Below are 25,782 nucleotides of genomic sequence, written 5' to 3'. Positions count from 1 at the left end.
CCGTTAATGCCCACCCCGCTGCGCCGCCGTCTGCGCCTGTTCCGCCGCTATGCGATCACTGCCTGCGCGCTCGCGGTGGTGGCGGTCGCGTTGCTGGTGGGCGCGGCGAGCCAGGCATTGCCGTTGGCCGAGGAGCACCCGCAGCAGATCGCCGACTGGTTGAGTCAGCGCGCCGGGCAGCCGATCGCCTTCGATCGTCTGGACACCGAGTGGACCCGGCGTGGCCCGCTGCTGCGGCTGGACGGTTTGCGGATCGGCCCGCATGGCGAGGTGCGTGTGGGCCAGGCGGAGGTACTGCTGGCGATGTACGCCGGCTTGTTGCCTGGGCATTCGTTGACCGAGGTGCGCCTGCGCGGGTTGGCGCTGACCCTGCAACGCAGCGACGACGGCGTGTGGTCTGTGCAGGGCCTGCCGAGCGGGAAGCGTTCCGACCCGCTGGAGGCATTGCGTCGGCTTGGCGAGATCCAGCTGGCCGAGGCGCGGCTGAAGGTGAACGCGCCATCGATCGGCCTGGACACCGCCTTGCCGCGGATCGACCTGCGTCTGCGCGTGAGCGGTTCGACGGTCAAGGTGGGCAGCCGTAGCTGGATCGATCTCAAGCGTGCCCCGCTGACCGCAGTCCTGCAATTCGACCGCGACAGCGGCGACGGCAGTGCTTATGCGCAGGCCGATCCTGCCGATCTGGCCGCATGGGCGTCGCTGCTGCAGGTAGGCGGCATGCGCGTGGACGGTGGCGGTGGGCGCCTGCAGGCCTGGGCGCAGCTGCGTGCCCGCCGTATCACTGGGGTCACCGTCGATGCCGATCTCACCCAGATTGCGCTGTCCGGCGAGCCGTTGCCGGACGAAACCGCGCGCCGCACGCTGCGCTGGGAGCGCCTGCAGGCACGTGCGCGCTGGCACACCATCGACGGCGGCTGGCGGCTGGATGCACCGGTGCTGCGGCTGGGCCAGGCGGCCGCGCTGCAGCATCTGGACGGGCTGAGCATCGCCGGCGGGCGGCACTATGCGGTGGTTGCCAGGCAGGGCGAAGTCTCCGGCCTGATTGCCGCTGCCGCATTGAGCGATCAACTGTCGCCTGCGCTGCGCCGCTGGTTGACCCTGTCCAAACCGCAGCTGCGTGTGGCCGATCTTCAGATCGCCGGCGAGCAGGGGGGCGCCGTGCGTGCGCAGGGGCAGATCGAAGAACTCGGTTTCCTGCCGGTGGGCAATTCGCCCGGAATCAGCGGTTTGCGCGGCCGCATCGACGGCGACGCACAGGGCGGCGAGCTGGAAACCGCGCCGGACGCCACGGTGCGCTTCGACTGGCCCACCGGCTTTGGCGTGGTGCATGAGATTCAACTGGCCGGCAAGATCGTCGGCTGGCGCGAAGGTGCGGGCTGGCAGGTCGCCACCCCGGCCCTGCGCGTGCAGGCCAGGGACTACGGCGCCAACGTGCGCGGCGGGCTGTGGTTCCAGAACGATGGCAGCCGTCCGCGCATGCAACTGGCCGCGCAACTGGACGATGTAGCGTTGCCGGTGGCGCGCAAGTTCTGGATCCGCTCCAAGATGAGCAAGGCGGCCATCGACTGGCTGGACATGGCCGTGGCCGGCGGCGTGGTCACCGGTGGCACCGGCCTGGTCAGCGGCGATCTGGACCAGTGGCCGTTCGACGACAACGACGGGCGCTTCGAGGCGTTCGGGCAGATCCGCGAGGGCACGATTCGCTTCAGTCCGGACTGGCCGGCGATGGACCAGGTGCAGGCCGATCTGCGCTTCGTCGGCAATGGATTTTCGTTGCAGGGCAGCGGCGATCTGGCCGGCACCCCGATCGCGCAGCTGGACGCCGGCATTCCCAGCTTCAAGACCTCCGAGCTGTATGTGCGCGCTTCCACCCAGGCCGATGCGGCGCAACTGCTGGGCATGTTGCGCAAGAGCCCGCTGGAGCAACGTTATGGCGATACCTTGCGCAACCTCAGCGTGTCCGGCCCGGCGACGGTGCGCTTCGATTTGCTGCGCCCGTTGCGCACCAACGGCGTGGGTGGCCATCTGCAGGGCACGGTGGCGTTGCAGGGCGCAAAGTTGGCCGACGCGCGCTGGAATCTGGCCTTCGACCAGGTCAGCGGGCAGGCCGAGTATCGCGACAGCGGATTTGCGGCCGAGCATCTGAGCGTGCAGCACCAGGGCCGCACCGGCGAGTTGGCGCTGCGTGCCGGTGGCTTTGTGCAGGACCCCAGGCAGGCCTTCGAGGCGCGCTTTGGCGCCACCGTGGATGTCAAGGAATTGTTCGACCGCGCCCCGCAGATGGAGTGGCTGCGCCCCTACGTGCATGGCAGCGCGCCATGGCAGGTGGGCGTGGATGTGCCGCTGCCGACGCCGGGGCAGGCCGATGCGCAGGCGCTGCTGACGCTGCGCTCGGAGCTGGTGGGCACCACGCTGGACCTGCCCGCGCCGCTGGACAAGGCCGCCTCCCAACCGCTGGACACGCAGGTCAAGCTGGCCCTGCCGGTCGGCGATGGCGATATCGATGTGGCCTTCGGCAAGCTGGTGGCGCTCAAGGCCAGCAGCCATGGCGACCAGACCGGCGTGCGCGTGGTGATGGGCACCGACACGGTGACCGAGCGTCCGCCGGCCAACGGACTGGTGGTGACCGGCCGTACCGCCTCGCTGGACGCGATCGACTGGATCAGCCTGGCGCGCGGCAGCAGCGATAGCGATGCGGACATGCCACCGCTGCCGGGTCAGCCGGCCACGCCCAGGAAGGATGCTGTACCGCTGCAACAGGTGGACGTGCAGGCGGATAGGCTGCTGATGATCGGCGGCGTGTTTCCGCAGACCCGGCTGCGGCTGCGCCCGACCCGCGATGCGGTGGCGGTCACGTTGGATGGTCCCTCGCTGGCCGGCCAACTCACCGTGCCCAACGCCGACGGCGGCATCGTGCAGGGCAAGCTCAGCACCGTGCGCTGGCAGCCGGTGGCCGATGCGCCCGAGCCTGCGGCCCCCGAGCCCGGCGACCCGCTGGCCGGTGCCCTGCCGGAACCGGCACGCCGCGCGGTCGCCGAGTTCGACCCGGTCTCGATCCCGCCGCTGGCGCTGGATATCGACGACCTGCGCGTGGGCAAGATGACCCTGGGTGCGGCGATCCTGCGCAGTAGCCGGCTCACCGACGGCATGCAGGTGGATCAGCTGCAGCTGCGCTCGGACGACCAGAGCATCGGCCTGACCGGCGCCTGGCGCGGCAAGGGCGATGCCGCCAGCACGCGGCTGTCGGCACGTGTGGATAGCCGCAACCTCGGCAACCTGCTGCAGAACCTCACCCTGGGCGGCCAGTTGCGTGGCGGCGAAGGCCAACTGGAACTCAACGCCGGCTGGCAGGGGTCGCCGACCGGCTTTGCGCTCGGCTCGCTGGACGGCAACCTGAAGGTGGATGTCCGCAACGGCCAGCTGCTGGAAGTGGATCCGGGTGCCGGCCGCGTGCTGGGCCTGCTCAGCGTGGCGCAGTTGCCGCGCCGGCTGATGTTCGACTTCCGCGATTTCTTCTCCAAGGGCCTGGCCTTCAACACGCTGGACGGGGAGGTGCGCTTCGGCGACGGTTTTGCGCGCACCGACGCCATCCGCATCGCAGGCCCCGCGGCCGAGATCGCCATCCGCGGCCAGACCGATCTGCGCGCGCAGACCTTCGACCAGACCGTGGATGTGAACCCCAAGGCCGGCAACCTGCTGACCGTGGTCGGTGCAGTGGCCGGCGGGCCGGTGGGTGCGGCGGTGGGCGCGGCCGCCAACGCCGTGCTCGGCAAGCCGCTGGGCGCGATCGGCGCCAAGACCTACCACGTCACCGGGCCATGGAAGGACCCGCAGGTGGACGTGGTCGAGCGCGAAGCGCGCGAGCGTGCGCCGAGCAAACCTGTGCCAGCTGGCAAGCCCGCCGCGCCGCCGCGCTGAGGGACTCAGTCGGCTGCAGCGTCGTCGTCGCTGCCGGCACGCCTGAACATCGGCAGCCGTAGCCGCGCGCGATGGCCCGGTACCACCGTCTGCTCCGGTCCGGCCACGCCGCGGAAATACCCCCGCTGCCATTTCTCGCGCGCCGCGGCCGATTGCGTATCCGGCAGCTCATCCAGAAAGCGCGTGCGGCTGCGGGTCCAGTCGGCGTGCTGCTGCGCCAGTTCCGGCGCCTCGGAGAGCGGCATCCACCGCGGCTGCACCTGTTCGATCAGCTGCCGCTGCAGCGGGAACAGATGGCAGAACGGCTCGCCCGCGTCGAAGCGCACCTGGCCAGGTCGGGTGAAGCGCCAGTTCATGGTGAAGGTGTATGGGCTCCAGTCGGTTTCCACCAGGCCGCTCAACGCGCCGATGCCGTCCTTGGGCCGGTTCAACGGGCCGGTGACGAACAGGTCGACGCCTGCGTCGGTGCGAAACAGGCAGGGCACATGAAAGGTCAGCACGCCGTAGCCGAAGTGGCTGATCGCCGGCGCCACGCTGCCTTCATCGGCAACGATCCGGAGTGCATCCAGCCCATCGCGCCCATCCCAACTGGCCTCGAAACCGGACTGGCACAGCAGCTCCCAGCCATGCGCGTTCGCGATCGCCAGTGGCAGGCAGCGGTATGCATAGCGTTGATCGGTGGCGTCCATCCAGTCGCGCGCATGCGGGGCAGGGCGGATGTCCAGCGTGTGGCCATCCAGAACGTGGGCGATGAGCTTCATGCGCAGGCAGTGATTGGAAGAGCGAGCCGGCGATGATAGCCGCGCCCATGTTCAGCCGGACGACTTGTCTCCCCGGCGCGCGGGCCCCATCCTGACCGCATGACCGATAACGCTCTCACTCTGGCCGAAACCCGGCTGCTGCTCCCCTCCGGCCTGGATGCCGGCCATCTGGACCGCACCTTCGGCGCCCTGCTGGGCCCCGGCATCGACTTCGGCGATCTGTATTTCCAGCATTCGCGACGCGAGAGCTGGAGCGTGGAAGACGGCATCGTCAAGGACGGTGCGCATTCCATCGAGCAAGGCGTGGGCGTGCGTGCGATCGCCGGCGAGAAGACCGGCTTTGCGTATTCCGACGACATCCAGCGCGACACCTTGCTGGAAGCGGCGCAGTCGGCGCGTGCGATCTCGCGCGACGGCGGCGCGCAATCCAGCCGCGCGCTGGTGCGCGGGAACGGCCGCGCGCTGTATCCGGCCACCGACCCGATCGACGATATGGACAGCGCCACCAAGGTCGAGTTGCTGCGCCGTATCGACCAGTACGTGCGCGCCGCCGACCCGCGCGTCAAGCAGGTGATGGTGAGCCTGTCCGGCGGGGTGGATACGGTGCTGATCGCGCGCAGCGATGGCGTGCTGGCGGCCGACGTGCGCCCGTTGGTGCGCTTGAACGTGCAGGTGATCGTCGAGCAGGGTGGGCGGCGCGAATCCGGCTATTCCGGCGGCGGCGGCCGTTACGGCTATGCCGAACTGTTCGCCGACGGCCGCCCGGAAGGCTTCGCCCGCGAAGCGCTGCGTCAGGCGCTGGTCAACCTGGAGGCGATTCCCGCGCCGGCCGGCGTGATGCCGGTGGTGCTCGGGCCGGGCTGGCCCGGCGTATTGCTGCACGAAGCGGTCGGCCACGGGCTGGAAGGCGACTTCAATCGCAAGGGCACCAGCGTCTACGCCGGGCGCATGGGCGAACGCGTCGCTTCGCCGGGCGTGACCATCGTCGACGACGGCACCCTGGACGGACGTCGCGGCTCGCTCAATATCGACGACGAAGGCACGCCGACGCAGTGCACCACGCTGATCGAAGACGGCGTGCTGGTGGGCTACATGCAGGACAGCCACAACGCGCGCCTGATGGGCGTGGCACCGACCGGCAACGGCCGGCGCGAGTCGTTCGCGCACCTGACCATGCCGCGCATGACCAACACCTACATGCGCGCCGGCCAGCACGACCCGCAGGAGATGATCCGCTCGGTCAAGATGGGCATTTACGCAGTGAACTTCGGCGGCGGCCAGGTCGACATCACCAGCGGCAAGTACGTGTTCTCGGCCACCGAGGCCTACCTGATCGAGGACGGCAAGGTCACCGCGCCGGTCAAGGGCGCCACGCTGATCGGCAACGGCCCGGAAACCATGCAGAAGGTGCGCATGATCGGCAACGACCTGGCGCTGGACGAAGGCGTGGGTGTGTGCGGCAAGGACGGGCAGAGCGTGCCGGTCGGCGTGGGCCAGCCATCGTTGCTCATCGACGGCATCACGGTTGGCGGAACGCAGGCCTGAGATGCGGGGATTCGGGAATCGGGATTGGGGAGTCGCAACGGCAGGAGCGGGCTATCGCGTGTCAGAGGCTTGCGCCGCGTCGGTCTTGATACCGGGAATCGGGATCAGGGCATCGGGAAGCGCAGCAGGAGAGGCGCGCAGCGTTCTCGGCGCGCAGGTGTCGCCTACCCAGGTTGCAGATGTTGGACGCATGCTGCCCAGTTTGGCTGCGGCGGAGGCGCTCGTTGAGCGGCTCCGCGATTGCGGCCGCCAGGCCCTATTCGTCGTCTTCCAGATTCCGGTCGTCTTCTTCCAATCCCGAATCCCCACTCCCCAATCCCGGCTCCTGAGACAGCTCGCGCAGCACCTGGAACAGCTCGCGGTAGGCGCGCGGCGGTTTGTTCTTGGCGCGTTCGTGGATCGCGTTGCGCACCAGCTGGCGCAGTTGCTGGCGATCGGCGGCCGGGTAGGCTTCCAGCAACTCGGCCAGCGCGACGTCGCCTTCGGCGAGCAGGCGCTCGCGCCAGCGCTCGACGCGATGGATCGCCGCCACTTCACGGCGCGCGGTGTCGCTGTTGGCATCCAGCGCGTCGCGGATGGCAGCCAGCGTTTCATCGTCCTCGCGGCGCATGTGCTTGGCCAGAAACGCCAGCTGCCGCTTGTGCGCGATGTGCGAGGTGATGCGCTTGCTCTCTTCGATATGCGGGATCAACGACTCGGGCACCGGCAGCTTGGCCAGCTGCGCCGGGGTGAGCGCCACCAGCTTTTCGCCCAGGTCGAAAATTTCCAGCGCCTCGCGCCGTTGCTGGCTGCGGCTGGCGCCACGAAATTCACCGGTCTCTTCATCGCGTCCGCGCATCGCCACTACATCCCGAAACTTGGTTAGTTAAATTTCCGGCCGTGAACGGCCGGACTCCGGCGGAAGACTCCGCACCAAATTCAGACACTGCGGCCAGGGATGGCCGAGCTTTCTGCGGAGGATCCGCATCCAAATTCAGACAGTCCGGCCACGATGGCCGGGCTTTCGCGGACGGATCCGCATCCAAAGGATAAAGCATTGAACGCACTCTCCTCCGAAACCCGTGTCACCGACGACAGCCTGCAGCGTCTGGATGCGCTGACCGATATCTCGCAACGCCTGCTCGAGCGCGCCCGCGCGGCCGGCGCCACCCAGGCCGAAGTGAGTTGCAGCGAAGAGCGCGGCCTGGACGTCAACGTGCGCCTGGGCGATGTGGAAACGGTCGAGTCCACCCGCGACCGCGGCATCGCGGTGACGGTGTACTTCGGCAAGCGCAAGGGTAGTGCCAGCACCGCCGACCTGCAGGACGCCAGCCTGGAGTCCACCGTGGCCCAGGCCTGCGCGATTGCGCGCTATACCGAAGACGATGCGGCCTCCGGCCTGGCCGACCGGGAGTTGATGGCGCATGACTTCCCCGATCTGGACAGTTGGCACCCGTGGGCGCTGGACGCCGACACCGCGGTGGACCTGGCGCTGGCCTGCGAGGCCGCCGGCAGGGATGCCGATGCACGCATCAGCAATTCCGATGGCGCCTCGGCCAGCACCGGGCTCAGCCTGTCGGTGTACGCCAATTCGCACGGGTTCATCGGACGCGAGCGCGGCACCCACCACTCGATCAGCTGCGCGCTGATCGCCGGGCAGGGCGATGGCATGCAGCGCGATGGCTGGTACAGCAGCGCGCTGGCGCGCGAAGACCTGGAAGCGCCGGAAGCGATCGGTCGGCATGCCGCCGAGCGCACCCTGGCGCGCCTGGCGCCTCGCTCGCTGCCCACCGGCCAGCTGCCGGTGCTGTTCGCGCCGGAAGTGGCGCGCTCGCTGGTCGGCCATCTGCTCGGTGCGGTTTCCGGTGGCGCGCTGTATCGCCGCGCCAGCTTCCTGCTCGACAGCGTCGGCACCAGGCTGTTCCCGGACTGGTTCAACATCGAAGAACTGCCGCATCTGCGCCGCGGGTTGCGCTCGGCCGCCTTCGACGGCGAAGGCGTGGCGACACGGCGCTCGGCCCTGATCACCGACGGCGTGCTGCAGCGCTATGTGCTGGGCAGCTACTCGGCACGCAAGCTGGGCCTGCAGACCACCGCCAATGCCGGCGGTGTGCACAACCTGCAGGTCATCGCCAATGCCGGCGACCTGGCATCGATGATTGCCGGCATGTCGCGTGGTCTGTTGGTCACCGAGCTGATGGGCAACGGCGTCAACCCGGTGACCGGCGATTATTCGCGCGGCGCCGGCGGCTTCTGGATCGAGAACGGCGTCATCGCCTATCCGGTCGATGGCCTGACCATCGCCGGCAACCTGCGCGACATGTTTGCCGGCATCGAAGCGGTGGGCAGCGATGTCGACCCACGCTCGCACGTCAAGATCGGCTCTGTGCTGGTCAACCGGATGACCGTGGCCGGCGATAGTTGAGGGGACGGCTGAGGCCGGCCATGTTTGACGGGCATGGTCGGTGGGCCGGGCCGGGGCCTGTCGCAGCGCTGGCCCTGCGGGTGGCCTGCGTGTGTGCTGTCTCGATTCCCCGCCAAAGGCGCACGGGGTGGACCTGCCCGGCGCGCAGCAACAAGGGGCTTGTCCCGGCGCCGCTTGCGCCATGCGGCAGCGCTATCGCTGGCGGCATCGCCTCCACGCAGCGTGCGTGATATCGCTCCTGCCAGGTGAGCAAAACCAGACCATGTCTTCGCGCACTGGTGGCTGGCTGAATCGTTGTTATAGTCCGCCGCACCACAATCATGTTTGGGGAGACAGATGAGCGAATTCGAGACACATGCCGCGCCGCCACCGCCGCCGGTCGGCACCAGCACGCCGTCGGAGGAGCGCACCCTGGCGCTGGCCGCACATCTGCTGGGCATCCTGACCTACTTCGTCGGCGCGCTGGTGATCTGGCTGATCAGCAAGGACGCCAGCCCGTCCAAGCCGTTTGCCACCGATCAGGCCAAGGAGGCATTGAACTTCCAGATCACGGTGGTCCTGGCCATGATCGTGGCGGTGATCCTAGCCATGGTGTCGTTCGGCATGCTGTTCTTCCTGCCGACCCTGGTATGGATCGGCAGCCTGGTGTTCTGCATCCTGGCCGCGGTCAAGGCCAACAATGGCGAGCATTACCGCTACCCGTTCACCCTGCGCCTGATCAAGTAATCCGGCGCGGTGCGATGAAAAAGGCCCGGCATCGCTGCCGGGCCTTTGTCGTTTCAGACGATGACGCGATCAGTTCTGCGCCGGGGTGTTCTCGGCGAAGTATTCGTGGCTGTCGGCGTTGGTGATCGCCTGGGCAGGGTTGCTGATCGCCAGGCTACGCGCGCCGGACTGACCATAGACGCGGTCCTGCGTGCCGGCCACCACGGTGAAGTGGCTGGTCTCGTGCACCAGCGTGCCGGCCTTGGAATCGGTGCCGGTGGTCGACGCACTCCAGAACGCGTTGCAGACATGGATCTCGTACGGCTGGTTCGGATAGACGTAGGCGAAGGCATCGGCCAGATCCGCCTCGCAGCTGCAGTTGATCGTCAGCTGGCCGTTGTTCTGGTCCAGCGCGTTGTCGATGTTGACGAAGTTCGAGCTGACCCGGCTATAGCGCGAGGCGTTGTACGCACCGAACCAGGTGGTGTAGCGCGCGCCGGTGCTGCCGGCGTTGAGGTAGTTGCGCGCGTTCTGCGAGTAGTTGCGCGCGGCAGTGACGGCACTGGCGGCCTGGTTGGTGCGCGTGGTGCTGCAGTTGAGATAGTTGATGCCGTTGACCACGGCGGTCGGGCCGATTGCGAGCTGGCGCTGTACGCCACGCCGTGCGCCGTCCAGCCAGACGGTGAGCGGGGTGCTGGTGGCGACTGCCGGCAGGCCGTTGGCCGCCTTCATCAGGCTGCCGTCGGACAGCGACGCGTATTGCAGCGACGAGCGCACCTGGATGGTGTAGTTGCCGCTGGTGGACAGGTCATAGGCACCGGCCAGATCCACCTCGCCCTTGACGCTCTGGCCCGGCTGCAGAATGGTGAAGTCGGCGGCCTTGGGCAGGCCGCGCTTGACCAGGCGCCCGGTGTAGTCCACCGGCTTGCCGTCGCGACTCACGTCCAGGATGCCATTGTCCAGCGACTTGAGCGGCAGCTGATAGGTCGGAACGCGGGCAACCTGGCTGCCATTGTTGGTGACGGTGACCGCGATCTTGCCTTGATGTCGCCCGGCCTGGTCGGCCACTGGCGCCAGTTCGATGGTCAACGGAACCGGCCCGCGCACGGACTGCGCCTGCGCCGAACCGAGCACGCCGACGACGGCAAGCGTGCCTGCTGCAAACGATGCGAGAAAAACATTCTTCACCAGTGACTCTCCTTGGTCGGGGGATGCCCGCAAGCGCGGACAGGCCAAACCTAGGCAGAGCGAGCGGGCGCGACAAGTCATTCAATTAGCGATATTTCTGGATGTCATGCATGGGTTATGCATCTCGATACATCACCTGTGCAGATAATTCAGCAATAAAGCGTGCCGGCCGTCATGAAATTTTGTCGGCTGTGTGTCGCCGGCTGACACAAAGTCCGGCGACCAATGTGCCGTTTTGTGATCAGGCTCGCTCGTTGCCTGAATGGACCGGTGCGGTCGACCGTGCGGTGGCGCACGGAATGCGCAACTGTGTCGTGCAAAGCGAACCTGGGAACGGCATTCGCTGTCCGCGCGCCGATCACACGCCTGGCAACCGCTCGCAACGCCTGGTTAGACGCGTCTAGTGCGCGCGGTCCACCGCAAACCGGCCCAGGGTGGCCAGGGTTTCGCCGGGCTGGCCATAGGGCTGCAGCACGTCGCGCATGCGTGTGGCCAGTTCGGCCAGCTTGGATTTGGCGCCGTCCATGCCGAGCAAGGCGGGGTAGGTGGATTTGGCTTGCGCGGCGTCCTTGCCGGCGGTCTTGCCCAGCTGCGCCGAGCTCGACTCCACATCCAGGATGTCGTCGCGCACCTGGAAGGCCAGGCCCAGCGCGTCGGCAAAGTCGTCCACGCGCTGCTGGTCGGCCGCGGCGGCGCTACCGGTCAGCGCGCCCATGCGCACTGCGGCGCGAATCAGCGCGCCGGTCTTGAGCGCGTGCATGCGCTGCAGGGCGTGCAGCGACTGCAACTGACCGGTGGCAGCGATATCCAGTGCCTGGCCGCCGCACATGCCGGCGGCACCGGCCGCGCTGGTCAGGCTCTGCAACCAGCCGACACGCAGCTCGGCAGCGACTGGCGCTGTGGCCAGCAATTCGAAGGCGCGGGTCTGCAGGGCATCGCCGGCCAGGATGGCGGTGGCCTCGTCGAAGGCGATGTGCACGGTGGGCTGGCCGCGGCGCAGCGCGTCGTCGTCCATCGCCGGCAGGTCGTCATGCACTAGCGAATAGGCGTGGATCAGTTCGACCGCCACGGCCGGGGTATCCAATCGCTCTTCTTCGGCGCCAAACAGCGCACCGGTGGCGTACACCAGCAGCGGCCGCATGCGTTTGCCGCCACCCAGCACCGCGTGCCGCATCGCCGCGTGCAGACGCTGCGGCGCCAGCGCAGCGCTGGGCAGGGCTGCGTCGAGGCTGCGTTCGGTGCGAGCGATCCAGTGTTCGAACAACGCGGAACTCACCTCAGCCGCCGTCCGGCGACGGCGGTTCGAAGGCTTCGGCAAGCTCGGGGCGGGCCGGGTCGGTCAGCATGCGGACGCGCAGTTCTGCCTGTTCCAGCGCCTGCTGGCAATCGCGATACAGGCCGATGCCGCGTTCGTAAGCGCTGAGCGACTGCTCCAGACTCAGGTCGCCGACTTCCATTTTCTGCACCAGTTGCTCGAGTTCTTCCAGCGACTGTTCGAAGCGGGCAACCGGGGATGTTTCGTTCAAGGACTTCTTGGCCATCGCTAAAGTGTGCGGCGCGCACGCAGGCGGGTCAATTCGCGTCGGCATCGACGCGCCACTGCAGACGTGCGCCATGGGCTTGCAGCCAGTCGTTTAACGCAGCGCAGACGATGCGATCGCCGGCGGCGAGGACCTGGTCGTCGGCCCACAGGATCGGCAGGCGATCGCGTTGCCATGGCGGCAGATCGGCGGTTTGCAGGACATGCTTGAGTTGATGCGAATGCCTGCGCTGCGGCAGCACGATGCGCTCGCCACCGTGCCGGCCGCGCACCGCCAACGGTTGCGCGAAGCGCAGCCCCGCGGGGCCTTGCAGGTGCAGTTGCGCGCCGTCGGGCAGCCGCAACGGCTTCGCGCCGTCCCAGTGCGCGCACCACTGCGCCGGCCATGCCGGTGCTGGGCGAAGCAGGTACAGGCACTGTCGCCAGCGCCGCACCTGGACCTGTTGCCAGGCAAAGCAGGCTTGCCGATCCGGTGCGTGATTGTCGATTTCCCGCTCCAGCGCAGCCACGCCCTGCGCGGGCAGCGGCGGCGCACCGGCTGCGGTGGCCCATGCGCGCAGCAACCGCAGCCGACGTGCGGCGGGCTGCGCGCGTAACAGGTGCAGGTCCAGGGCGCCGCTTTCGGTCTGCAGGCCGGGTAGCACGGCCAGATCGTCGTGCAGCAGCAGGTCGCTGGCGTCGGCGCTCAGCTGGGCGCTGCGTGCCAAGGCATCGGCGGCCTGCGGCCAGCGTTGCTGCAGCAACGGCAGCACCTGCGTGCGCAGGAAGTTGCGGTCGTAGCGGGCATCGGCGTTGCTGGGATCGTCGATCCAGTGCAAGCCGTGCAGGCGTGCATAGGCCTGCAGCTGCGCGCGTGCATGCGCCAGCAACGGGCGCCACAAGATGCCCTGGGCAAACGGGCGCTGTGCCCGCATTGCCGCCAGGCCGTCCGGGCCCGATGCGCGCAGTGCGCGCAGCAGAAACGTTTCGGCCTGATCGTCGCGATGGTGTGCCAGCGCCAGCCATTCGCCGGGCGCCAGCCTGTCGGCAAAGGCGCCGTGGCGCGCCTGCCGCGCGGCGGCCTCTAGCCCCAGGCCGCTATCGCGCGCGACCTGCACCCGCACGATGTGCAGCGGCACCTGCAGCGCCGTGCAGCTGCGCTGGCAATGCGCCGCCCAGGTGTCGGCATCGGCATGCAGGCCGTGGTGCACGTGCAGCGCACGCAGGCCACGTTCTCGGTAAGCCGGCATGGCCGCCAGCGCGTGCAGCAACACCTGCGAATCCATGCCGCCGCTGTAGGCGACCAGTACCGGGCCGGGCGGGGTGGCGGGCAGCAGTGGCGGCGTGTCGGTCACCGGGTGCTCACTCGATGTGGAGCGTTGCTGGAGGGGCCCGCCACCGCTGTGCGCGAACGGTGGCGGGCGCTGGATCGCATCGCCCGCGCTGGGGAACGGCGGCCCATCGTCGTGCCCGTCATCGCAGCACGTGGTGCACTGGGCACCACGTGATCATGCAGCAGAACGATCAGACCGCCGCGCATCATCTCGGACGCGCTCCGCCCATGCGGGAGGCGTGTCCGGCAAGGTGGCGTTGCTGGTAGACCCATTCGTCGCCATCGCGGGGCCATCTGCACATCAACGCGTTGCCGCTGCCTCGAACCTGGCCGGGGTAGGCAACTGCACCGGCACGCCGGCGCTGTCGCAGGTGCCGGCCTTGCACAGGCGCTCGCGCAGACGCGGGGTGGCCTGCACGATGACGTGGTAGATCACGTTCTCTTCCAGCGTGCCGCGGAACGCCGCGCTGCCCGGGCCGGTGGCCCAGATGCCGACGTCTTCGCCGCCGTGGCTTTCGGACTTGGTCGGTACCAGCGATTCCTGCATGTAGCTGGGCGCTTCGGTGTCGACATGGGTGAGGTCGGGCCGGCCGTGGGCCGGCTCGCTGCTGCTGGGTTCGTGCGGGTACTTTTTCGGCCCGGCCGGCTGTGCATTGGTCGCGCCGGTGTGGCCGGGGCCATTGGCGTAGCTGAGGGTGGTGTAGGGCTGTCCGGCCAGGTCGGTAGCCAGCTGGCTGCGGTCGCCTTCTTCGCCGCCGGTGCCGCGCACCTTGCCCAGGATCGGGTTGCCGCGCACTGGGTAACCGACGAAGTTGAGCGTGTGCGAATGGTCGGCGGTGACGATGATCAGCGTGTCGGCCGGAGCGGTCTGCACGGCGGTGCGCACCGCATCGGACAGCGACACCGTTTCGTCGAGCGCGCGATAGGCATTGCCGGCGTGGTTGGCGTGATCGATGCGGCCGCCTTCGACCATCAGCACGAAGCCGTTGGGATCGCGCGACAGCGCCTGGATCGCGGTGCGGGTCATTTCGGTCAGGCTGGGCTCGCCCTGCGGGCCGCGCTTGCGGTCGTGGTCGAACTGCATATGGTCCGGCTCGAACAGGCCCAGCAGCGCGGGTGCGCCGGCCGCGGCCTGCAGTTGCTGCTCGTTCCAGACATACGCGCCCTGCGGATGCGCCTGTTTCCATTCGGCCACCAGGTCGCGGCCGTCCAGGCGCAGGCCGACCTTGTCGTCGTACTCGGGGTCGCGCTCCTGCACGGTCTGGAACTGGCTGCGGCCGCCGCCCAGCACCACCTGCGGGCCGCGGCCGTAGCGGGCGGTCGACAACAGCTGCTGGGCGATGTCCTGGCAGCCGGCGGCACGCGCGGACTCGGGCAGGTCGGTGTCGTTTTCCCAGTTGCGATCCGGCGAATGCGCATAGGTGGCCGCCGGGGTGGCGTGGGTGAGGCGGGTGGTGGTGACCACACCGGTGGCCATGCCGGCGCTGTCGGCCAGCTGCAACCAGCTCAGCAGACCCTTGTTCAAGCTGTCGGCGCAGTCGCTGCGGTTGCCGCTGCTGACGCCGATCGCGCCCATGTGCGTTTTCACGCCAGTGGTGATCGCGGTCATGGTGCCGGCCGAATCCGGGGTCTGCGAATCGGTGTTGTAGGTCTTGCTGAAGGCGGTGGCCGGGAACTGCTCCCAGGACAGCAGGTTCTCTTCGCCGGGCCCGCCCTTGCGCTGGCCATCCAGGATGCGCGCGGCCGCCACCGTGGTCAGGCTCAAGCCGTCGCCCAGGAACAGGATGACGTTGCGCGCCTTGCCGGCCATGGCGCCATTGCCGGCCGCACGTGCGGCGCCGGAGCGGTACCACCACTGCGGGGTCTCGCCGGCCGGGTGCGTCACCGGCGGCACGTCCACGCGGACGGCGGCCGGTGCGGACACGGGTGTGCCGGCAGTGGAGGCGCAGGCGGCCACGCACAGGGTGGTCAGGGCGGCGAGGGCAGGCAGGCGGTAACGCATCGGGTTCGAACTCGTGACTGAATCGGCCCCCATTATGCCGGCCCGGGTCCGTCGCACAGATGACACGCCGCTGTTCCAGTCGTGGCCTCGCGGGCAAGGCAGGCCTGCGCTAAGGTGCATGCACTCTCCCCCCGGATGATTCGACGACATGAGACTGGTTGCGGCCTGGTTGCGCATTCCGTTCTGGCAGCGCGTGGTGGCCGGCTTCGTTCTCGGCGCGATTGCCGGGGCGTTGATGGGCCCGGCGGCCGATGTGTGGTTCGGCCCCCTCGGTGATCTGTATGTCACCCTGATCAAGATGATCGCGATCCCGCTGGTGTTCTTCGCGGTGATCAATGCGATCTCCTCGTTGCACGGGCAAAAATCCGTCGCCGCGCTCGGCGGCCGCACCTTCCTGTGGTTCGTGATCACAGCCGCTCTGGCGGTCGGCATCGGGCTTGCGGTGGGCACGATCATGCAGCCGGGTGCCGGGCATTTCAGCCTGAGCGTGGACTCGGCGTGGAAGCCGCGCGATGTGCCCAGCCCGATCAAGGTGTTGCTAGACGTGGTGCCGTCCAACCCGTTCTATGCATTGACCGGCATCGGTACCAAGACCAATGCGGCCGGCGAAACCGTGCTGGCGGCCGGGCGCGGCTCGATCCTGCCGGTGATCTTCTTCGCCGCGTTGCTCGGCTTTGCGATGGTCAAGCTCGGCGAGCGGGTGGCCGAGGCGCGCAAGCTCACCGGGCAGTTGAGCGACATCATGATCCAGGTGACGCGCTTCGTGCTGGAGATGACCCCGCTGGGCACCTTCGGCCTGATTGCCGGCCTGGTGGGCAGCTACGGCTTCACAAAGTTGCTGCCCTTCGGCAGTTTCGTGCTCGCACTGTATGTGGCCTGCGCCATCCATATCCTGGTGGTCTACAGCAGCCTGTTGCTGGCGCACGGGCTCAACCCGTGGAAGTTCTTCCGTGGTGCGGCGCCTGGCATGCAGGTGGCCTTCGTCAGTTCGTCGAGCTTTGCCGCGATGCCGGTGGCGATGCGTTCGATCACCCACAATCTGGGGGTCAGCAAGGACTACGCCGCGTTTGCGGTACCGCTGGGCGCCAGCATCAAGATGGACGGCTGCGGCGCGATCTACCCGGCGCTGTGTGCGGTATTCATCGCCCAATACACCGGCGTGCCATTGACGGCAAACCAATACTTCGTGGTGTTGATCGCCTCGGTGCTGGGCAGTTTTGGCACGGCCGGTGTGCCAGGCACTGCGGTGATCATGGCCACGGTGGTGTTGAGCGCGGCCAACCTGCCGCTGGAAGTGATCGGGTATCTGTACGCCATCGACCGCATCCTCGACATGATGCGCACCATGACCAACGTCACCGGGCAGATGCTGGTGCCGGTGCTGGTGGCCAAGGAAACCGGTTTGCTGGACAAGGCGGTCTATGAATCGGCATCCACCAACGTGGGGCTGGAAGATCCGCCGGCCGACAGCGCCAAGCCGCTGCGCTGAGCGCAACGCATGACGGTTGGATTGCCTGTATTGCGTGAGCGCCTGGCGCAACTGCCCGAGCTCGACAGCGTGGATGGCGTGTTCGTTCAACGCACGCTTGCCGAAGATCCGTTCGAGGATCGCTATCTGGAGGTGCGGCGCCAGGAAGGCCGGCTGTATACCGATGCGCAGGTGCGCAGCCTGCCGCGCCCCAGCGGCAAGCTCGGTGCCAGCCTGGAATGGCAGGTGCGCGCGCTGTCCAGCAGATTGCTGGTGCGGCACCTGCAGGCACGCGACGGTGAGGGCGCCATTCTCGAGCTGGGGTGCGGCAACGGCTGGCTATCGCAGCTGCTGGCGCAATCGCTGCAGCGCGACGTGTGCGGCGTGGACGTCAATCGCACCGAACTCACGCAGGCCGCGCGCGTGTTCGGCCACGACCAACGGCTGAGTTTTGTCGCTGCCGATATCCAGACCTTTGCGCTGCCGCACGATGTCTTCGACGTCATCGTGGTGCCGGCGTGCATCCAGTATTTCCCGGATCCTGCCGCCCTGGTGCGCCACCTGCTTGCGCAGCTTCGCGACGGCGGCGAGTTGCACATCCTCGACAGCCCGCTGTATCCAGACCGGCACCGCGCCGACCAAAGCGCTGCACGCAGCCTGCGCTATTTCACTGGCCTGGGCGTGCCTGAATTGGCCGGGCACTATCACCAGCACACCTACGCCGCCTTCGACGCGTTCGCAGTGCAATGGTTGTTCGATCCGCGTCGTGCGCGTGCGCGTGTGCGCCGCATGCTCAAGCTGCGCCAGCCGCATTTTCCATGGTTGTGTCTTCGCAAGCAGGACAACCGGGGACGGTAACCCGGCGGGGTCATCGTCCTTGTATGGCTCCAGCAACGTCGTTGCTTGCGGCGCCCGGTGCTGCGCGACCGCGCCGACCACGATGAAGAACGTCAGCACGCCGATCAGCGGCCATAGCGTGTGGCGAACGCACAACCACCACCAGCCTTGCGCCTGCACGCCGCGCATGCGTCGATACAGCCCGCCTGCCAGCGCCGCGTCCACCAGAAGCTCGGCCATCAATACCGGCGCCGACCATACCACCCAGGCGGCAGCGACGATGGCGACTGCGGCGGCGGCCAGCACTGCCAGAATCGCCAGGATCGGCAGTCCGGCTTCGCCATCGACGACGTCGGTGAGTTTGCTGTCGCCCGAAACATCCGGGGTCGATCCGGATGGCGCGCTCCACGTGCCGGAACCACCTGCGCCGCCGGAGGTGCCGCCGTGGCCGGCCCATCCCGAGGTGTCCTGCGCCACGCTGCTGCCGAGGTCGACGCAGTCGCTCACCAACTCGCCATCCACCTCGTTGCGCCAGCGCAGCCATGCCCACATCAGCAGCAGGAACAGGCCATAGGCAACCAGCGTCGCCATCGGGTAGCGCACCACCATCGCGTTCACGCCTGCATTGCGCAGCAGGAACGAGGCCAGCATCCCGCCTGTTGCCGTGATCAACACGATGGCGCTCATCTGCAGGCGCGGCCAACCGTCGCGTTCCAGATGCCGCCTTGCATGCTCGATGGTGAATCGTCTTCGGTCCGACATGACGCGATGCCTCCTGCTGCCGGCAGCCTTGCCCGGATGCCGAGGGTAAGTGACTTTCGATGACGCGTGCACGCGCTCCGCTGCAGACAGGCCACATGTCCAGGGACCGGTGGTCGATGAGGCGCTTGCCGGTCCGGCGCGCGCAGGCCATCGCTCAACGGCCTGGGGCTGTGTAGGCTTCGTCACCACATGCTGCGGGCGTGGGAGACCTGCAGGCAAGCGCAGGAGGCGCTGGGCGTTGGCGAATCCGAGTACGCGGGGCTCCTTCAACCCGCGCATGGCACACTTTCGGTTCATTCCCTTGCGAGAGCGTGCAGTGATTGGCCAACAACGTGACCTGACATTTCGTTTTCTGGCCGAGCCCAGCGACGTCAACTTCGGCGGCAAGGTGCATGGCGGGGTGGTGATGAAGTGGATCGACCAGGTCGGCTTTGCTGCGGCCAGCGGTTGGAGTGGGCATTACTGCGTGACGGTGGCGGTGGGCGGGATCCGCTTTGTGGCGCCGGTACGGATCGGCGATCTGGTCGCGGTGTCGGCCAAGCTGGTCTATACCGGGCGCAGCAGCATGCATTTCGCCATCGATGTGCGTGCGCGCAGCCCGATGGGCGGCGATTCGCGCTTGTGCACCCACTGCATCATCGTGTTCGTGGCAATGGACCCGGATGGTGTCACGCCGGTGGAAGTGCCGTCCTGGCGGCCTGACACGCCCGAGGATCAGCGCCTGGCCGAATACGCGCTCAAGGTGATGGAGCTGAGCAAGGGCATCGAGGACACCATGGCCCACTACAAAGCCGATACGTCCGGCTGAGAACGGCCAACAGAACGTCGCGCGCAGGGACAGGTGAGTGCGGACGACGCGCTCAGACCGGCGGGGACGAGCGGTGGATGCCGCAACGAGCCCCGGCCACGTCCGCTCGGCGGCAGCACAGCCGTTTGTTGGCTGCTCCAGACGGAGTAGCGCTGGACCTGGCGATTGGCCCGATGCGTCGACGCCGCCGACGCCGGGTGCTGTTACGAGCGCTGACAGGCCAGCTGCGGGAAGGTTGGCAGTCGCGGCTGCCACGCGGCAGTCACATGACCGTCTCGGTGGCAATGGGCACAAAAAAAGCCGCGGATCTGCCGCGGCTTTCTGAGGTCTTCAAGGCAGGCTGGATCACAGCACCCGGCGCGCCTGGATGAACTTCTCGCTCCAGTAACCGCTGGCCAGCGAATCCACGCGCACGTCCTTGCCGCGGCTGGGCGCGTGCAGGAACTTGCCGTCGCCGACCACCAGGCCGACATGATCGATGCGGCCGCGCTTGCCGAAGAACACCAGATCGCCGGCCTTCAGTGCGTTCGGGTCCTTGATCAGTTCGGCCGATTCGTCGCGGGCGATATCGCGCGAGACGCGCGGCAGGTCGATGCCCAGCGCCGTCTTGAAGACGTAGCCGACCAGGCCGCTGCAATCGAAACCTTCGGTAGACTCGCCGCCCCACACATAGGGGGTGCCGAGCAGGGCCATGGCACGTTGCAGGATCACCTGCACGCGACTATCGGCAACGGCATTCTGCGCAGCATTGGCCGCGCTCTGCGAGACATCGTAATTGGCGAGCAGGCGGCTGAGGTCCCCGGCGAACATCGCCGAGCGGTCCATCAGCGGAATGGCGTCATTGGCGGCCAGGTGCGGAAGCAGGGCGGCCAGGGTAGCGGTGGCAGCGGCGTCGGCGCGGCTGCGGGTTGCGGCTTTCTCGGCGGCGACGGCGCTGTCTGGCGTGGTCGTCTGCGGAGCGGATGGGGCGGTATTGGCGGTCTGCGCCAGAGCGGGCAGCGCGGCAATCCAGAGAGCGGTGACGCATAGCAGGCGGAGCGGTTTCCGGAGCGGAAGCGGTGCGGCGCCAGTTTTGATCTGTTCGTCGTTCGTCACGCGGGAATCACAATTCTGCTGTCGATGCGGGATGATGCCCTGGTGAACGAATCGTTACGTTCAAAAAAAGTTAACTTTCCGTTTTATTACTTGTGATGAGTGTCACATTTTAGTGTAAAACCCGCTTTGAACCTGAATAATGGTCACGCCAGTAGGCGCCATCGAGAAAATCCAAGCGGACGGTACCGCCAGTGGTCGGCGCATGCACGAAGCGGCCTTCACCCACATAAATGCCCACATGGCTCACATTTCCGCCGGCGCCGAAGAACACCAGATCCCCGGTGGCCAGCTTCTCGGGCGGGATCCGCGGGCCCTGGATCGCGGCCAGGTCGCGCGAGGTGCGCGGCAACGACAGCGCCAGCACATCCTTGTAGACATAGGTGACCAGGCCGCTGCAGTCGAAACCGGTCTCAGGCGTATTGCCGCCGAACCGGTACGGGGTGCCGACCAGCCCCAGCGCACGCATCAGGATGTTGTTGGCCGCGGCGGGATCGGCAGGCGGTACCTGGGGCCACACGCGTGCCGACGGCGGCGGGGAAGAAGGTCGCCGAACCGGCGCCTTCGACGAGCAGCCGCCCAGCAGGACGAGGCTCAGCAACAGACAGGCCGCGGCGCGATGGGCGCGGGCGGCGACAACTGGCGTGATATGCATGGAGCCGGGATAATGGGCGGTTCGAAAGGTCGCCATGATGGCGGCGCACCCGGCGGCCGACAAGCCGTCCTCCACCGTCTGCCACCGGGCAGCCTATCCAGAGCCAGGCATGAAGATCGAAAAAGACAGCGTCGTCCGCTTCCACTACACCGTTTCGGAGATTGGCCAGGAGCCGATCGAAAGCTCCAAGGAGCGCGACCCGTTGGCGATCATGATCGGCCACGGCAACATCATTCCGGGTCTGGAAGCGGCCATGATGGACAAGCAAGCCGGCGAGAGCTTCGGCGTGGACGTCAAGGCCACAGAGGCCTACGGCGAATACCGCGAAGGCCTGAGCCAGCGCGTGCCCAAGAAGCACTTCGGCGCCACCAAGCTGGTCCCGGGCACCCAGGTGGTGCTGCAGACCAACTTCGGCCCGCGCGCGGTCACCGTGCAGAAGGTCGGCATGAGCGTGGTCGACGTCGACCTCAACCACCCGATGGCCGGCAAGGACCTGCACTTCGACGTGGAAATCGTCGAAGTGCGCGAAGCCACGCAGGAAGAGCGCGACCACGGCCACGTGCACGGCGACGGCGGTCATCACCACTAAGCGCGGCGCTCAATGCCGCTGTGCGGCCGCTGGCTGGGTACGCCCGGCCAGCCGCCAGCCAGCACTGCGGGTGCACGCTGAGGTCTGCATGCCACCTGCAGCCGGCTGGTGGTGACGCCCAACGTGGTAGTGGCCGCAGCCCGCGATGGCTGTCTTCCTGACGGCCCGCTCCTCGGCGGGCCGTCTGCTTTCTGCGGTGCGCAACGCCGCATCCGGTTGCTTGAGCTGCGATGACACAACGCGATCTGCTGTTACCCATTGCCGCGACCGAGCGCATCGTCGTCTTGGACGTCCTGCGCGGCTTTGCGTTGCTCGGCATCTTGCTGATGAACATCGAGGCCTTTGTCGGTCCGCTGGATCTGGCGCTGAGCGGCGTGGAGCCGCACTGGCGCGGCGCCGATCGCGTGGCCGATGCGCTGGTCTACATTTTTGTGCAGGGCAAGTTCTACCCGCTGTTTTCGATGTTGTTCGGCATGGGGTTTGCGGTGATGGCGCAGCGCGCCGAACGTGCCGGGCGCGGGTTTTTCGGCATGTATCTGCGGCGCACGGCCGGCTTGCTGGTCATCGGTCTGGCGCATGCGGTGCTGCTGTGGTCGGGCGACGTTCTGGTGACCTATGCCTTGCTGGCGGTGTTGCTGCTGGGCGCTCGCAATGCGCCGACCGTGACGCTGCCGTGGCTTGCCGCGCTGGTGTACCTGTGCGCGCCGGCCCTGGTGCTGTTGTACGGCGTTGCCGGTGCGATGATGCAGGCCGCTCCGGCATCGGCGGTGGACTGGAAATCGGCCATGGCCGATGTTGCGCAGCAGGCCGTGGCCAATGTGCAGGCACAGCGCGCTGCACTTGGACACGGTACTTACCTGCAGGCCACTGCGCAGCGCTGGCACGATCTGCGCGAAGCGATGAGCGGGCTGAGCATCAATGGCCCGGCCATGCTTGGCATGTTTCTGCTGGGCAGCTGGTTCGTGCGCAGTGGCGCGATTGCCGCGCCCGAGCGCTTCCCACGGCTGTTCCCGGTGCTGCGCTACGGCGCCTTGCCGCTTGGGTTGGGCGTGATGCTGCTGAGTTATGCCGTGGAGCCCTGGATGGACCCGGTGCGGTTGAGCATGCGCCTGTCCGGCGCGTTCGCGCTGGCGTTGGTAGCCGGGCCGCTGATGAGCCTGGGCTACGCCGCGTGGGTGGTGCGCTTTGCCTCGCATCTGGCCTGGCTTGCGCCGGCCGGCCGTATGGCATTGAGCAACTATCTGTTGCAGTCGCTGCTGTGCACCTGGATCTTCTACGGCTACGGGCTGGGCTATTTCGAACAGCTGCCGCGCCTGTGGCAGCTGCCGTTCTCGGTGGGGCTGTTTGCCCTGCAGGTGGTGGCAAGCCAGGCGTGGTTGCACTGGTTCCGCTTCGGGCCGGTGGAGTGGGTGTGGCGCAGCGCAACCTATCTGCGGGTTCCGCCGATGCGGCGCAGCAACGCGCGCGGCCACTAGCACCCAATGGCCGGCGGGCGCGAGGACGTTGTGGTGATCGGCGCCGGCGCGATCGGGCTGGCCACGGCGCTGGCATTGCTGGAGGCGGGCCGGCAGGTGCGTGTTCTCGATGCCGGAGCGCTGGGCGCTGCCACCTCGCATGGCAACTGCGGCACCATCACGCCCAGCCATGCGCCGCCGTTGGCGGCACCGGGCATGATCGCGCAGGCGCTGAAATGGATGCTGACGCCGGATGCGCCGCTGTACATCCCACCGCGTCTGGACCCGGCGCTGTGGCACTGGCTGCTGCGGTTTGCGCGGCGGTGCAATGCGCGTGACTGGCAGTCCAGTGCACAGGCGCGTGCGGCCTTGCTGCACGATGCGCGCCAGCGCCTGGACGACTGGGTGGCGCGCTATGCATTGGAGTGCGAGTTCCGCACCGACGGGCTGGACTATGTGTTCGGCGATGCGCGCCGCTTTGCGAAGTACCGGGAAGAATGCGCGCTGCTGGCGCAGTGGGGAATCCAGGCACAGGTGATCGAAGGCGCCGACTACACGCGGCAGGATCCGGCGTTCCGCGAGGGGATTGCCGGCGCGATCCACTTTCCGGGAGACGCGCATCTGCGCCCGGAGCGCTACACCGCCGAGCTGGCCAGGATATTGCGCGCGCAAGGTGCGCAACTCGATGAGCACTGTCGCGTGGAGGCTGTGGTTGCCGAGCCCTCGGCGGTCTGCGTGCGGACCGCACATGGCACGCTGTACGCACGCGAAGTGGTGATCGCCACCGGGCCGTGGTCGCCGTTGCTGGCGGCACGGCTTGGCCTGCGCCTGCCGGTGCAGGCCGGCAAGGGCTATTCGATCACCTACAGCGCGCCACCCCTGATGCCGCGTCGCCCGGTGGTGCTGAAGGATCGCTGGGTGTTCGTGGTGCCCTGGCGTGATCGTTTGCGGATCGGCAGCACGATGGAATTTTCCGGTCATGACACGCAGCTCAATCCCACCCGCCTGGCAGCGCTGGAGCGCGCGGCGGCCGACTATCTGCATGCGCCCCGCGGGCCGGCGGTGATCGAGCGTTGGTATGGATGGCGGCCAATGACCTGGGACGATGTGCCGGTGCTGGGCGCAATACCTGGCCGTCCTCACGTCTGGCTCGCAGCCGGACATGGCATGCTCGGAATCAGCATGAGTACTGCAAGTGGACAACTGATGGCCGACCTGATCACGGGCCGCGCACCTGCGCTGGACCCGCATCCCTACCGGGCGGAGCGCTACGAATGAGTGCACGTTACGACTACGACGTGGTGATTCTAGGCGGCGGTTCCGGTGGTTTGGCGGCGGGATTTCGCGCGGCAAAGCACGGCGCACGCGTGGCGATCATGGAGCCTGATGCGTTGGGCGGCACCTGCGTCAATCTTGGTTGCGTGCCGAAAAAAGCGATGTGGTTGGCAGCCGATCTGGCCGGCAAGATCGAGCTCGCCAGCGCGCTCGGTTTCGACGTGCCGCGGCCGGCGCTGCAGTGGCAGGAGCTGGTCACCCATCGGCAGGGCTATATCGCCAACATCCACGCCAGTTATCGGCGTCGGCTCGACGAAGACGGCGTGGTGCTGATTCCGCAACGCGGCGTGCTGCAGGACCGCCATACCGTCATGGGGGGCGATGGGGTGGCGGTGACGGCCGAGCACATTGTGATCGCAACCGGTGCGCATCCGTTGCGCCCCAACGTGGAAGGCGCCGAGCATGGCGAGGTTTCCGACGATTTCTTCAATCTCTGTCATGCGCCTGCGCACGTGGCGATCATCGGCGGCGGCTATATCGCGGTGGAAATCGCCGGCCTGCTGCAGGCGCTCGGCAGTCGTGTGCATCTGTATGTACAGGGCGACCGGTTGCTGGAACGCTTCGATGCGGAACTGACGCAGCAGTTGGCCGACAACCTGCGCCACCTGGGCGTGCGCCTGCATTTCGGTTTCACCACCACCGGCCTTGAGCGCGATGCTCGAGGTGGGCTGCGCGTGCATGGCCATCCGGCGCACCCGCGCGAGCAGGGCAACGACGTGTTCGACAAGGTGTTCTTCGCCATCGGCCGGCGCGGCAACACGGCAGGTCTGGGTCTGGACGCCGTGGGTGTGGCGGTGGGCGAGAAGGGCGAGGTGGTGGTGGATGAGGGTCAGACCACCACGGTGCCCAACATCCATGCCATCGGCGATGTCGGCGGCAAGGTCGGGCTGACGCCGGTGGCGATTGCGGCCGGGCGTAAATTGATGGACCGGTTGTTCGGCAATCAAGCGGATGCGCGCATGGACTACGAAGGCGTGCCGAGCGTGGTGTTCTCGCATCCGCCGCTTGGCCATGTCGGACTCACCGAAGAACAGGCACGCGCGCGTTACGGCGGCGCGGTACGCGTGTATCGCAGCAACTTCCGCCCGATGCTGCATGCGCTGGCCGATGCGCCGCAACGCAGTCTGTTCAAGCTGGTCTGCGTGGGCGACGAGGAGCGTGTGGTCGGCGTACATCTGCTTGGCGAAAGCGCCGACGAAATGCTGCAGGGCTTTGCCGTGGCAGTGAAAATGGGCGCCACCAAGCGCGACTTCGACGAGACCGTGGCGATCCACCCTACCTCGTCGGAAGAGATCGTGTTGATGCATTGATGCATTGGTGCATTGGTGTGGAGTGGGTGGGAGCGTCAGCTGTCTGCGCCAGGGGAACGGTGGAAGTGGCGCAAGGGAAGGCAGGCGGGGCGCGAGT

21 protein-coding genes are annotated in these 25,782 nt (G+C 67.5%); 12 read left to right on the top strand and 9 right to left on the bottom strand.

Annotated features, from left to right (window positions below; genetic code table 11):
- The first annotated feature begins 6 nt into the window (after positions 1–6).
- A complete protein-coding gene (locus VZ068_RS13700; RefSeq protein ID WP_349655605.1) occupies positions 7–3,918 on the top strand; it encodes a YhdP family protein in 3,912 nt (1,303 codons plus the stop codon).
- 5 nt (positions 3,919–3,923) lie between these two features.
- On the opposite strand, the gene VZ068_RS13695 is transcribed toward VZ068_RS13700, so the two are convergent.
- Positions 3,924–4,679 carry a DUF6065 family protein gene (locus VZ068_RS13695; RefSeq protein ID WP_259161099.1) on the bottom strand — a complete coding sequence of 252 codons (756 nt, stop codon included), beginning with the start codon at positions 4,677–4,679 and terminating at the stop codon, positions 3,924–3,926.
- 99 nt (positions 4,680–4,778) lie between these two features.
- Here VZ068_RS13695 and tldD point away from each other — a divergent pair, with 99 nt between their 5' ends.
- The gene (tldD, locus tag VZ068_RS13690) at positions 4,779–6,224 is read left to right on the top strand and encodes a metalloprotease TldD (RefSeq protein WP_349655604.1); all 1,446 of its coding nucleotides are present in this window, start codon (positions 4,779–4,781) and stop codon (positions 6,222–6,224) included.
- Between the two features lie 256 nt (positions 6,225–6,480).
- Here tldD and yjgA read toward each other — a convergent pair whose 3' ends face one another.
- Positions 6,481–7,062, bottom strand: a complete 582-nt coding sequence (gene yjgA / locus VZ068_RS13685; protein ID WP_259151301.1) for a ribosome biogenesis factor YjgA — start codon at positions 7,060–7,062, stop codon at positions 6,481–6,483.
- Between the two features lie 198 nt (positions 7,063–7,260).
- On the opposite strand from yjgA, the gene pmbA reads away from it, so the two are divergent.
- Together pmbA and VZ068_RS13675 are read left to right on the top strand one after the other, a co-directional pair.
- Positions 7,261–8,628, top strand: coding sequence for a metalloprotease PmbA (gene pmbA, locus VZ068_RS13680; protein ID WP_349655603.1), 1,368 nt, complete (start codon positions 7,261–7,263; stop codon positions 8,626–8,628).
- A 336-nt stretch (positions 8,629–8,964) separates the two neighbouring features.
- Entirely contained in the window at positions 8,965–9,354 is a 390-nt protein-coding gene (locus tag VZ068_RS13675) for a DUF4870 domain-containing protein (protein ID WP_259151298.1), read from the top strand.
- 69 nt (positions 9,355–9,423) lie between these two features.
- On the opposite strand, the gene VZ068_RS13670 is transcribed toward VZ068_RS13675, so the two are convergent.
- The 5 genes from VZ068_RS13670 to VZ068_RS13650 form a co-directional block, all read right to left on the bottom strand.
- Positions 9,424–10,521, bottom strand: coding sequence for a M35 family metallo-endopeptidase (locus VZ068_RS13670; protein WP_349655602.1), 1,098 nt, complete (start codon positions 10,519–10,521; stop codon positions 9,424–9,426).
- 400 nt (positions 10,522–10,921) lie between these two features.
- On the bottom strand, positions 10,922–11,797 hold the full coding sequence (locus tag VZ068_RS13665; protein WP_349655601.1) for a farnesyl diphosphate synthase: 876 nt from the start codon (positions 11,795–11,797) through the stop codon (positions 10,922–10,924).
- A 1-nt stretch (position 11,798) separates the two neighbouring features.
- The gene (locus VZ068_RS13660) at positions 11,799–12,062 is read right to left on the bottom strand and encodes an exodeoxyribonuclease VII small subunit (RefSeq protein WP_259151291.1); all 264 of its coding nucleotides are present in this window, start codon (positions 12,060–12,062) and stop codon (positions 11,799–11,801) included.
- Positions 12,063–12,093: 31 nt separating this feature from the next.
- On the bottom strand, positions 12,094–13,395 hold the full coding sequence (tilS, locus tag VZ068_RS13655) for a tRNA lysidine(34) synthetase TilS (RefSeq protein WP_349655600.1): 1,302 nt from the start codon (positions 13,393–13,395) through the stop codon (positions 12,094–12,096).
- A 279-nt stretch (positions 13,396–13,674) separates the two neighbouring features.
- On the bottom strand, positions 13,675–15,375 hold the full coding sequence (locus VZ068_RS13650; RefSeq protein ID WP_349655599.1) for an alkaline phosphatase: 1,701 nt from the start codon (positions 15,373–15,375) through the stop codon (positions 13,675–13,677).
- Between the two features lie 148 nt (positions 15,376–15,523).
- Here VZ068_RS13650 and VZ068_RS13645 point away from each other — a divergent pair, with 148 nt between their 5' ends.
- The 4 genes from VZ068_RS13645 (at position 15,524) to VZ068_RS13630 (ending at position 19,250) form a co-directional block, all read left to right on the top strand.
- Positions 15,524–16,864 carry a dicarboxylate/amino acid:cation symporter gene (locus VZ068_RS13645; RefSeq protein WP_259151278.1) on the top strand — a complete coding sequence of 447 codons (1,341 nt, stop codon included), beginning with the start codon at positions 15,524–15,526 and terminating at the stop codon, positions 16,862–16,864.
- 9 nt (positions 16,865–16,873) lie between these two features.
- Positions 16,874–17,701, top strand: coding sequence for a class I SAM-dependent methyltransferase (locus VZ068_RS13640; protein ID WP_349655598.1), 828 nt, complete (start codon positions 16,874–16,876; stop codon positions 17,699–17,701).
- A gap of 82 nt (positions 17,702–17,783) precedes the next feature.
- Complete coding sequence (locus VZ068_RS13635) at positions 17,784–18,254, top strand: hypothetical protein (protein WP_349655597.1); 471 nt, start codon at positions 17,784–17,786, stop codon at positions 18,252–18,254.
- Positions 18,255–18,758: 504 nt separating this feature from the next.
- Positions 18,759–19,250, top strand: coding sequence for an acyl-CoA thioesterase (locus tag VZ068_RS13630; RefSeq protein WP_259151275.1), 492 nt, complete (start codon positions 18,759–18,761; stop codon positions 19,248–19,250).
- Positions 19,251–19,595: 345 nt separating this feature from the next.
- Here VZ068_RS13630 and VZ068_RS13625 read toward each other — a convergent pair whose 3' ends face one another.
- Together VZ068_RS13625 and VZ068_RS13620 are read right to left on the bottom strand one after the other, a co-directional pair.
- A complete protein-coding gene (locus VZ068_RS13625; protein WP_046963896.1) occupies positions 19,596–20,345 on the bottom strand; it encodes a C40 family peptidase in 750 nt (249 codons plus the stop codon).
- Between the two features lie 109 nt (positions 20,346–20,454).
- Positions 20,455–20,997: a C40 family peptidase gene (locus tag VZ068_RS13620; protein ID WP_259163840.1), complete on the bottom strand. Its 543-nt coding sequence runs from the start codon at positions 20,995–20,997 to the stop codon at positions 20,455–20,457.
- A gap of 109 nt (positions 20,998–21,106) precedes the next feature.
- Here VZ068_RS13620 and VZ068_RS13615 point away from each other — a divergent pair, with 109 nt between their 5' ends.
- The 4 genes from VZ068_RS13615 (at position 21,107) to gorA (ending at position 25,685) form a co-directional block, all read left to right on the top strand.
- The gene (locus tag VZ068_RS13615; protein WP_259151271.1) at positions 21,107–21,586 is read left to right on the top strand and encodes a peptidylprolyl isomerase; all 480 of its coding nucleotides are present in this window, start codon (positions 21,107–21,109) and stop codon (positions 21,584–21,586) included.
- 230 nt (positions 21,587–21,816) lie between these two features.
- A complete protein-coding gene (locus VZ068_RS13610; protein ID WP_349655596.1) occupies positions 21,817–23,061 on the top strand; it encodes a DUF418 domain-containing protein in 1,245 nt (414 codons plus the stop codon).
- Positions 23,062–23,067: 6 nt separating this feature from the next.
- Complete coding sequence (locus VZ068_RS13605; protein ID WP_349655595.1) at positions 23,068–24,318, top strand: FAD-dependent oxidoreductase; 1,251 nt, start codon at positions 23,068–23,070, stop codon at positions 24,316–24,318.
- On the top strand, positions 24,315–25,685 hold the full coding sequence (gene gorA / locus VZ068_RS13600; RefSeq protein ID WP_349655594.1) for a glutathione-disulfide reductase: 1,371 nt from the start codon (positions 24,315–24,317) through the stop codon (positions 25,683–25,685). Before VZ068_RS13605 ends, gorA begins: the two co-directional genes overlap by 4 nt.
- The last annotated feature ends 97 nt before the right edge of the window (positions 25,686–25,782 follow it).

This window comes from Xanthomonas sp. 10-10, from assembly GCF_040182365.1.
Classification (GTDB): domain Bacteria; phylum Pseudomonadota; class Gammaproteobacteria; order Xanthomonadales; family Xanthomonadaceae; genus Xanthomonas; species Xanthomonas arboricola_F.
This window is presented reverse-complemented; position numbering and strand designations above follow the sequence as displayed.